Source organism: Lancefieldella parvula (genome assembly GCF_963530955.1).
Lineage (GTDB): Bacteria > Actinomycetota > Coriobacteriia > Coriobacteriales > Atopobiaceae > Lancefieldella > Lancefieldella parvula_A.
Map to the genome: position 1 here is coordinate 1 of NZ_CAUSFQ010000043.1, position 10,617 is coordinate 10,617.

General features: G+C 53.4%; 7 protein-coding genes. 4 read left to right on the top strand and 3 right to left on the bottom strand.

Annotated elements, in window-relative coordinates; all coding sequences use genetic code 11:
* Nucleotides 1-664: 664 nt before the first annotated feature.
* From groES to ychF, 4 genes are all read left to right on the top strand, one after another.
* On the top strand, nt 665-955 hold the full coding sequence (gene groES, locus RWJ43_RS04080; RefSeq protein WP_035428429.1) for a co-chaperone GroES: 291 nt from the start codon (nt 665-667) through the stop codon (nt 953-955).
* Nucleotides 956-1,076: 121 nt separating this feature from the next.
* Nucleotides 1,077-2,714 (top strand): chaperonin GroEL, encoded by a 1,638-nt coding sequence (gene groL, locus RWJ43_RS04085; protein ID WP_035434985.1) that lies wholly within the window; start codon nt 1,077-1,079, stop codon nt 2,712-2,714.
* Between the two features lie 273 nt (nt 2,715-2,987).
* Nucleotides 2,988-4,331: a 4Fe-4S dicluster domain-containing protein gene (locus RWJ43_RS04090; protein ID WP_314008090.1), complete on the top strand. Its 1,344-nt coding sequence runs from the start codon at nt 2,988-2,990 to the stop codon at nt 4,329-4,331.
* Between the two features lie 100 nt (nt 4,332-4,431).
* Nucleotides 4,432-5,496, top strand: a complete 1,065-nt coding sequence (ychF, locus tag RWJ43_RS04095; RefSeq protein WP_313996151.1) for a redox-regulated ATPase YchF — start codon at nt 4,432-4,434, stop codon at nt 5,494-5,496.
* Nucleotides 5,497-5,661: 165 nt separating this feature from the next.
* Here ychF and RWJ43_RS04100 read toward each other — a convergent pair whose 3' ends face one another.
* The 3 genes from RWJ43_RS04100 to RWJ43_RS04110 all read right to left on the bottom strand — a co-directional run.
* The gene (locus RWJ43_RS04100; protein ID WP_314008092.1) at nt 5,662-7,350 is read right to left on the bottom strand and encodes an LCP family protein; all 1,689 of its coding nucleotides are present in this window, start codon (nt 7,348-7,350) and stop codon (nt 5,662-5,664) included.
* A gap of 219 nt (nt 7,351-7,569) precedes the next feature.
* The gene (locus RWJ43_RS04105) at nt 7,570-9,384 is read right to left on the bottom strand and encodes an Ig-like domain-containing protein (RefSeq protein WP_314008094.1); all 1,815 of its coding nucleotides are present in this window, start codon (nt 9,382-9,384) and stop codon (nt 7,570-7,572) included.
* Between the two features lie 463 nt (nt 9,385-9,847).
* Nucleotides 9,848-10,617, bottom strand: a 770-nt coding sequence (locus tag RWJ43_RS04110; protein WP_314008097.1) for a Cna B-type domain-containing protein, incomplete at its 5' end; no start/stop codon positions are given.

Consider the following 10,617-nt stretch of genomic DNA (forward strand, 5'->3'; position numbering starts at 1 on the left):
GCCCTTGGGAAGTCTACCATCACCAAACGTTGCACTTGCTTTGAGAATTCAAGCCCAAAAATGACCCCGAAGTGGTAAAAAATGCGTTTAGTTGGGGTTTACAGAAATAACGGGATTCTATGCATCGAGTCTACCTGCTGTTTTGCTTTGGACAAATAATCAGAAATATGGATAGAATTTGCCAACTGGTAAAATGTAGATGCAATTTTTCTGAATACTCCATTTCATCCCCAACTAAACGCATTTTTTACCCAAATTGGACCCTCCCAAAGAGGTACTCATTTTTCCTATGCAAAATCGCGAATATCACTAGCAAAATATGCACGCAGCGAATATTTGCACCAAAAATTATGCTAATGGCAAGAAATCGCAGGTGAAGACCACCTGGCGCTCGCGCCTGCCGACGCAAACCGTGTCTACCTGCAGCTCAGCAGCATCGCGCGTCCGCACGCTGCCCGCACGTCGCCCGCGCTCTGCCCGTACCCACTAGCCTGCGCATAACCGTTGACGGCTTATACTGCACGCCTACAGAAAATCTAAGTCGGTTTTGTAAGATTTTCACAATATTTCGTATAAATTGTTTTCCCGTGTGGAATAACTAATAGCGTTGGAAAAGGGCGCTTGGCGCCAATATCGGGCTTGGCCCGAAAGGGAGGTTTTCATTATGAATTTGAAGCCACTTGGAGATCGTGTTCTGGTAAAGCCTGCTCCAAAAGAGGAGAAGACATCCTCTGGTCTCTACATTGCATCTGCAGCTCAGGAGCTTCCTCAGCGTGGCGAGGTCCTCGCAGTTGGAACTGGCAAGCTTGATCAGAATGGCAATCGCATCGCTCTTGATGTTAAAGTCGGCGACCAGGTATTTTATGGCAAGTTCGGCGGCACCGAGGTCAAGGTAGACGGCGAGGAGCTCCTACTTCTTCGTGCTGACGACATCCTTGCAGTCCTCGAGGACTAATCGCTCGTAGCTCGTTTGCTCTCAGCTCGTTTGATCGTAGCTTGTTTGCTCGCAGCTTAGTCGCTTGCATCTTTGTTCGTCCGCTTTTTACTTGTAAGTTCAGCTATTTTGGAGGAATACCATGGCTAAAGATATCGATTTTGGTACAGACGCTCGTGCCAAGCTTGCTAAGGGCGTAAACACCCTGGCAGATGCCGTAACCACCACCCTTGGACCTAAGGGTCGCTACGTCGCATTGCAGCGTTCTTACGGCGCACCAACCATCACTAACGATGGCGTTTCCGTTGCTCGCGAGATTGAGCTCAAGGACCCAGTAGAGAACATGGGTGCTCAGCTGGTCAAAGAGGTAGCAACCAAGACTAACGACACCGTCGGCGACGGTACCACCACCGCAACCCTGCTTGCACAGGTCATCGTTAACGAGGGCCTCCGCAACGTTGCAGCTGGTGCAAACCCAATCGCAATTCGTCGCGGTATCGACAAGGCTGTTGAGGCTGTCGTCGCTCAGATGAGGGGCATCGCTAAGGAGGTCTCAACTAAGCAGCAGATTGCTTCCGTTGGTACCATTTCCGCAGGTGACCCAGTCATCGGTGGCAAGATTTCCGACGCTATGGACGTTGTCGGCAAGGACGGCGTCATCACCGTTGAGGAGTCCCAGACCTTCGGCATCGACATCGACACTGTTGAGGGTATGCAGTTTGACAAGGGTTACGTTTCCCCTTACTTTGCAACCAACAACGAGACTCTCACCGCTGAGCTGGACAATCCTTACATCCTCATGACCGACAACAAGATTTCCTCCATCCAGGACATCCTGCCTATCCTTGAGGCTGTCCAGAAGCAGGGCGCACCTCTGCTCATCATGGCTGAGGACGTCGACGGCGAGGCTCTGACCACCCTCATTCTCAATAAGCTCCGCGGCGTTCTGAACGTTTGCGCAATCAAGGCTCCTGCATACGGCGACCGTCGTAAGCGCATGCTCGAGGACATCGCTGTTCTCACCGGCGGCCAGGCAGTCATCAAGGAGCTCGGCGTTAACCTCAACGAGATCAGCGCAGAGATGCTCGGTCGCGCTAAGTCCGTCAAGGTTACCAAGGAGACCACAACCATCGTTGGTGGCGCTGGTTCCAAGGACGCAATCGATGACCGTATCACCCAGATCAAGGCTGAGATTGAGAACACCACCTCTGACTTTGACCGCGAGAAACTCCAGGAGCGTCTTGCTAAGCTTGCTGGTGGCGTTGCAGTCATCAAGGTTGGCGCAGCTACCGAGGTTGAGCTCAAGGAGATCAAGCACCGCATCGAGGACGCACTTCAGGCAACTCGCGCGGCTGTCGAGGAGGGCATCGTCGCAGGCGGCGGCGTCTCCTTCCTGGCTGCTTCCTCCGTCCTTGACAGCGTTCAGACCTCTGACGCAGACGAGAAGATCGGCGTTGAGATCATCCGCAAGGCACTTGAGGCTCCAGTCCGCACCATCGCTAACAACGCTGGCTTCGAGGGCAGCGTAGTTGTCGAGAAGATCAAGGCACTCCCAACTGGCCAGGGTCTTGACTCCGCTTCCGGCCAGTATGGCGACATGATTGAGATGGGTGTTCTTGACCCAGTTAAGGTCACCCGCACCACACTCCAGAATGCAGCTTCCGTTGCATCCCTCATCCTCATCACCGAGGCAACTGTTTCCGAGATGCCAAAGGACACCACCATCGAGGAGTCCATTTCTCGCGCAGCTGCTCAGGGCGGCCAGGGCGGCATGTACTAATCCGCACCTCCAAGGAACTTCAATCGGGTCCAGCCTCTCGCTGGGCCCGATTTTTTCTTTCGTCACAAAAAACTTGGCGAGAAACCCGTCTTGTCGTAACTGCAACATTTTCCCGCTCATTGTCCATTAATCGAAATCGTATGAATGTGACGTCATTTGAGAGGAATTATTGGTCGCTACAGGTTAAAATGTTTATTTGCGACCGCGGCCACACTGCTGTTGCGACTGCGACTGCATCATTAATTCGCCACGCGCCAAAGGAGAGGAGGCACCATGGCTCAGAACCAGAATCGTAACGAGGAGCGAGATTTTCTCGACGACCTCATTGATATCCAGGATTCCCTGCAGGTGCTCTCTAACCCGCTCGACGCGCTGATGGGAAGCCTGTCTATTGACCCAAATTCGGACAAGCCGTTCGAACCAATGGACTACAAGGAAATCCCCTGGTCAAACGCTAATCGCTGCCTGAGGTGCGCCTCGGGAAAAGCCGAGGCATGTTCTCGCTGTCTTGACGTTTGTCCAGCTAATTGCATTGATATCCATAACCAGTCCGTGCGCATCGACGACGAGGCCTGTCTGCAGTGCGGCCTCTGTGTTGCCGCGTGCCCAACCGAGACGTTCAACACGCGTCGCCACACGTCCCGCATGCTGTATGACCAGGTAGCTCGCGCGGCCTCCGCGTACGAGCAGTGCTACATCACCTGCACGCGTGCTCTGGCGAGAAAACCTGAGGGCAACGAGATTTGCCTGCCTTGCGTGGGTATGCTCTCGGCCGACATTTGGTTCTCGATCCTTACGGACTTTGACAACGTAAGCGTTTACCTGCCGTTAGGTGTTTGCGACCGTTGTCGTACCACTACCGGTGAGGAAGCATATACCCAGGCCATCGCTACCGCTGAGGAGTGGACGGGCGCCACGGTTGGCCTTGAGGTCGACGGCAACAACCTCAACCACAACTTCACGCGTGCGTATATCCGCTCGCAGTTCATCTCTAACGCGATGAGCGGTGCAGAACGCCTGGTATCTGCGTCGACGCCTGTTCTTGCGGGCGCCAAAGCAATCGCTGACCGCATCAACTCGCATGCTCGCTCTCTAGACAAACTCCAGACGCAGCTTGATGACGTGATGGGCCTGCGCACCACCGACATGAGGCAGTCTATGCTCACGCAGGATCGCCGCCTGGTCATGGGCGCCTTCCAGCACGATCCAGACCTGGCTCCTTACGTGAAGCTCGAGGCTCCTATCTGGGATTCCAGCAAATGCACCGTTTGTGGCGACTGTAAAAATACCTGCACAACGCATGCAATCGACATCGATGAGCGTGGCAAGCTGACCATTAAGATGCCGTTCTGTGTTAACTGTGGCGCCTGCGAAATTGTCTGCCCAGAGCCCGGTGCGCTTACGATGGTGCCTATGAACACCTCTGAGCTGGTTGTTCGCGACCGCAAGGCCGAGGAGACCGAGCGTCTTGAGGCTTTGGCTCGTCGCAAGGCTCGCTTCATTTTTGAAACTGGCAAGGAGCAGCTCAAACACTTGGCGGACTCGATTACCGAGGACTCAAACGAGAGTTCTACCGCCACCGCACAACAACCTCCAAAAGAGGATAATGGGGAGTAGCACGCGGCTGCTAACACAGAGCACAACGCTTCTAGCTCCACGTTCTTCTCGCTAGAAACGCAAGTAACCGTAACCGTCCACCGAAAACAAGAGGACTCACATGTCGCTTTCAATTGGTATCGTTGGCCTGCCAAACGTTGGTAAATCTACGCTGTTCACCGCGTTGACCCGCAAGGGTGGCCTGGCTGCAAATTACCCGTTTGCCACCATCGACCCTAACGTGGGCATTGTTGACGTGCCCGACGCAAGGCTCCAGAAGCTGGCCGAGATTGTCAATCCTGGTCGTATCATGCCTGCAACCGTTGAGTTTGTGGACATTGCTGGCCTGGTCAAAGGCGCAAATGAGGGCGAGGGCCTGGGCAATCAGTTCCTGGCAAACATCCGCAACACTGACGCTATCTGCGAGGTTGTTCGTTACTTCAAAGATCCCGACGTCATTCACGTTGAGGGTCGCGTCAATCCTGACGAGGACGTGGACATCATCCAGACGGAGCTCATCCTCGCTGACCTGGGCACCATTGAGCGCGCCCTGCCTAAGCTGGAGAAAGAGGCCAAGCGCGATAAGGATCTCCAGCCCAAACTCAACGTGGCAAAGCGTCTTCAGGAGTGGCTGAACGAGGGTAATCGCGCCGCTGACATGGAGATGACCGACGAGGAGCGCCTGGCTGCTCGCGATCTCTTCCTGCTTACCATGAAGCCAATCCTGTACGTCGCAAACGTTGACGAGGACATGCTTACCGAGCCTGCTCCTGTTATTAACGGCGTTCAGTCCATCCCTGTTTGCGCAGGTGTCGAGGCTGAGCTTGCTGACCTTGACCCAGAGGAGGCTGCAGAGTATCTGGAGTCCCTGGGACTTGAGCACTCCGGTCTGGAGACGCTTGCTCAGGCAGCATACAAGCTGCTTGGCCTGCAGAGCTACTTCACCGCTGGCCCTATGGAGGTCAGGGCGTGGACCGTCCGCATTGGCGCAAAGGCTCCCGAGGCCGCCGGCGTCATCCACTCCGATTTTGAGCGCGGCTTCATCAAGGCTGAGGTTGCCAGCTACAACGATTACGTTGAGCTGGGCGGCGAGGCTGGCTGCAAGACTGCGGGCAAGCTACGCATCGAGGGCAAGGAGTACGTGGTCGAGGACGGCGACGTCATGCACTTCCGCTTTAACGTCTAAGCCACAAAACTGCTGATAGTTAACATGAAACGGGCGAGAAGATCGATCTTCTCGCCCGTTTTTGTGTGGGGTGGGGTAGCGCGCTGTGTGGCGCACGCCGTAGCGGGCCGCGCGTCGCGCGTCGCTGCGGGTCGCGTGTCGCTGCGGGTCGCGTGCTGCGAGCCGTTAGCGCTTTGGGGCCTGATCGGTGCCCAGAACCACGGTGATGTCCACGTCAGTTGGGTAGGAACCGTCGTTTGCCTTGATGTTGGCGGTAGGGATGTCCAGTGCTTTTGCAACGCCAACGGCCTTTGCCAGGCCCGTACGCGTGCCGTCGTAGATGATAATCGAGTCGGTTGGATGCTCCAGCGAGCTGTCGGCGTAAGCGGTGTAGCCCTTAGTCTTCAGAATGCCAGCCTTCTGAGCTGCAAGCCCTTGAACGTCGGTGCCATTGAGCACGGCAACTTCTCCGGTGTAATCAGGCTTGATGCTGTCGGCCGAAGAAGTGTCGCCCGCAACGGTACCAACAATACCTGCAGTTTCGTCGGTACTTGCATCCTCCAGAGGAGGCAGCGCCTGGTTTACGCGATCCATCATGGTCTTCCAGGCGCTCTTATCGACAATCTCATACCACACGTCATCAATGAGCTCGGACGTCGTGGGCGTACGCGCGGAATACATATCCTTGGATGTATCCATGCCCCTGAATGACATGGCCAGTCCCACAATATCGGTAACGTTGAAGTCAGTAGTCACGCTCTCGGCCATGGTGGACACGGCACCCGACATAGAAACGGGGTCCAGCTGCAGGACTTTCTTGGCAATGGCCGTCAAAATCATGCGCTGGTTAGCTGCGCGGTAGAAGTCGCCTGCGCCGTAGTTGTCGTATGCGTGGCGACTGCGAGAAAGACCAAGCGCTTGCTGGCCGTTGAGCTGCTGCTCGCCGGCAGGAAGGTCGATGCCCGAGTATTGCATGTCAGAAACAGCAACGGGCAGGTTGACCGTAATGCCGCCGATAGAGTCCACAATCTTGGTGAACGACTCAAAGTCTACTTCGGCATAGTGCGAGATGTTGACGTTTGCCAGCTTGGAAACGGCCTCGACCATTCCGGATGCGCCGCCATAGCTGTATGCGGAGTTAATCTTCTGTTTTCCGTGTTCTCCCAGGTCAACCATAGTATCTCGGGGGATGGAAATTAGGGTGATCTTCTTGTTCTTAGGATCTACGCGAGCCAGAATAATAGTGTCGGCGCGGAAGTTTGCGTCGGAATCGCCCCAGTTCTCTGCACGTCCCTCGTCCTTATCCACGCCCAGAAGCAGCATGTAGAACGGGTCGGATGGAGCAACCTGTACCAGCGTGGCCTGCAGGTTTGCGTCCAAGCCCTGTCGGAGCTTTGAGTTGGTATCCAGCATCCACCACGCAAATGCTACGCCTGCTACCAGCAGCAACGTTCCCAGGATGCCCGCAAAGATCTTAAGACCACGACCGCGAGAAGATCCTTGGCGCTTCTTGGAATATGCACCGACGCCTTCGGCGCGCGAAGGCGCATGGCTCACGGCACCCGCTCGATGTGCAGCAAAGTGGGTGTGTTTTTGCTGCTGAGCTGGGGCTTCTTCAGGCCACTCGTCACCGACGTTGGTCTGACCAATGAGAGGCTCGCGCGTAAACCTGGAGCCGTGGGATTCGTGATTGTTGCGAGCAGAACTTGCACCTGCGCTTCGAACGCTGCCCAGCGTGCGAGGTTGATATGCGCCCTGATTATAAGCGTCATAATCGTCCTGTGCGAAGTCCTCTGTATCGTACTCAGGGGTATCTTCGTACCTATCACGGCTGTTGTGACCGTGATTCTGAGATGAATGTGACCTTCTGGCCATTGGGGCTCCTTTGTGTTTAATCTGCGTTTTGCCCAATGCGTTTTGTCAAACATCTACTATACGCAATTTTGCGTCTTTGTGCTGCATAGAAACAAACCTGCCACAAAAAATCCCCGCTTCAACGTGTGAAGCGGGGACGAGTGCGAGAAGTTCATGGAGCTTGGCGCGAGAAGTACGAGCAACTTTTGCTCATGGCGTTACTTACTGCGCAACGCTGTCTTACTTACGACGATCCTTCAGAGCATAGCCAAGCGTCGTAATAACGCTGCCCACGGTAGCTACTGCAACAAGAGCAATCTCGGAGAAGTCGCCAGTCTCAGGAAGCTTTGGCTGCTTCTTCTTTGGCTTCTTTGGAGTCTCTGATGGAGGAGTTGCAGGTGGGGTGTTTGGTGGTGTATTTGGTGGGGTAGTAGGAGGAGTGTTTGGTGGAATCTCGGTGTTGGTAACCGTGAAGCCATCAGTCTGGTTGCCCGAGACTGCGCTGGTATATCCAGCAGGAACGTTCTCTTCTACTACGGTGTAAGCAATAACGTGACCGTCTGTTGCATCGTTGCGGAGAAGACCGCTAAATGTTGCAGCCCAGTTATTGGTCTGGTCAAGAGTGACTGTCTCGGTGCTAGCAACGCCGTCTTTGTAGAGCCTGACGGTAACAGGACCGCCTACAGTTCCCACCCATGTCTTGTTAACTTGTACGTCAACTGTTGGGGTCTTCTCGTCCTCAACGGTCTTAATAACGCCGGTGGTTGCAGAAACGGTGAGGTTATACGTATCGGTATTGAGCTGGTAGCCAGCAGGAGCGGTAATCTCCTGAACATTGTAGGTGCCAGCAGGGAGCTTCTCGGTGGTAGCAGTGCCATCTTCACCAGTGGTAATAGTCCAGGTCTTGGTTGGATCAGTGGTGCTGGTCACCTTAAAGACTGCACCCGCAAGCTTGGTGTTGTGGTCGTTCTTATCCACCTTGATGATGCGGATACGAGCGATGATGGTAGAAGTACCTTCTCCGCCGGAAGTTGCGTTGCGATATACCCAATCGGAGCGGTACTCAGGGTTGTCAGAGTACATGGTAATGAGGTTACGCAGGGCAACACCAGGTACATAGGTGGTGCGATAGGTGAACTTAAAGCTCTGACCGTTGCTGAGGTCTATGCCAGAAAGGTCAAGATCAAACGACTGTCCATCAGGAGAAATGGTGAGCATACCTGGGGTAATAGGGATGCGAGTTGCAGTTCCTGGAATGGTTGAGCCGTACTCATCAAAGCGAGCGCTCCAAAGCTCAAAGGTTCCTGGAACATAGGTAATCTCGGAAGGAAGGTCGCCGCCGCCCTGGTCGGATAGCTGGTCGTGTAGACGGACGTTGTGGAAGTTACCACCAGAGTAGTTGATGCGGCCAGTCCATTGAATCTCGTTCGCGTTGCCCTCAATAATCTTGCCCCACTTGGAGAGGAACTCAGTACCAATGGTACCAGGAGCGGTGACGTCAAACGTTACAGGAACAGGACTGCCAGAGACAGTAAAGATAAAAGATTTACCGGTACCTGTCTGAACACGCTGTGAATCAATGGTAAAGCCAAGTCGAGCGGTACCGCGCAGGTCAGTGTGGTTGTTAACGTAGTTGGTGAAGACAACACGCATGTTGCCACCAAAACCATCGGTACCGGGGGTGACGTGAGCTACTGCCATGACCTCGCCGGTTGCTGCATCGGTGATGTTAAAGGTAGACGCAGGATGAGCTGCGGTAAACCTCATCTCGTTAGGGAGGGTGACGTCAAAGTAATCGCCTGGCTCTACGTTAGCGTTTGCAGAGGCGTCCCACGTCATAGCAATGGCATACACATTTGCCTTGTTAACAACGGTAGTTTGATTGCCAAAACGATCTTCAACCCTAAAGTCTGTAATGGTTGCAACAACCGCTTTAGGGGTTCCCGTAGCAGCTTCGGTGCTTGCGGTCTCAGCAAAAGCTGATTTTGCAGCAAGCGGAAGCGCAAGGGCTAGCAAGAAGACAAAACTTAACAGCTTAAACAGTCGTTTGTTCATCAGGACTCCTTTGCAATAGATACGTCTATTCTCACCTATTTCAAAGAGAATTTATTTGAGATTCTGTATATATTTATATAGCTTTTTTAAAGTTCAAATATTTATGCAGGTACAAGGAATTTATCGGTTCTTTTTCTGATACCTTTTAAATAAAGTACAGCTAAATTCACAGGTTCTTCACAATTGTTCACAACGAACATCCTACACTATGTGCAGCTTAACGTAATAAAAATGGATAAATATTATCTCTAATAAATTCAAATGCTGGACATTAGTCACTTTTTATACGTGATTCCGAATAGGTCATTTTTCTATATGCAATTAAGGAGACGAGAAGTTCTGTGGAGTCTTGCAAAAGAGACGGTTTTCTCGCCAAAAAAAGAACGCCTTGCCACGAGGACAAGACGTTCTTGTAACGTTGCGTGGAGCTGCACGTCTGTGCAGCTACGACTTTGCGCCAGACTTACTTGCGACGCTTAAGTGCAACTGCGCTGCCCAGTGCTGCCAAAGATCCAAAGAGGACGCCTGCAACAGAAGAGGTATCTCCGGTGTAGGGGAGGTTGGACTTCTTGCGGGTCTTAGCAGGTTTCTCTGGAGTTGGAGGAACCTGGGTGTTAGTGACTACAAAGCCCTGGGCTGCGTCACCCGTAATCTGGCTGGTGTAGCCAGCTACCTCGTCCTCAGAGATGGTGTAGGTAATCTCGGAGCCGTCAGCAGCATAAGCCTCAAGATCCGTGAAGGAATCCTGCCAGTTATTGTCAGAGCTCAAGGTAAGGGTCTTACCGGTGTCAACACCATTTGCTAGCAGGTGAACAGTTACTGCTCCGCCCGCTGCGCCATTCCAGACTTTCTGTACAGGAATGTCTGCATGAGCGTTCTTCTTGTTCTCAATAATCTTGATAGTGCCGGACTGATTGTCAACGTTTACGGTGTAGACAGTAGTGTCACGCACATAACCATCTGGAGCGGTGATCTCTTCGATGGTGTAGGAGCCGGTAGTGAGCCTCTCGGAGGTTGCAGTTCCGTCGGCACCGGTAGTAAGGGTCCAAGAATCGGCTGGGTTAGCAACGCTTGTCACCTTAAAAGTTGCGCCTGGAAGCTGGGTAGTTGCGTTGTCAGCGTCAACCTTGATGATGCGGATGCGGCCGACAAGATTTCCGATTGCGCCGCCGGAGTTGCTTGGAGAGTAGTAGGTAAAGCCAATCTCGCTTCTTGGAGCACCGCCAGCGTTGG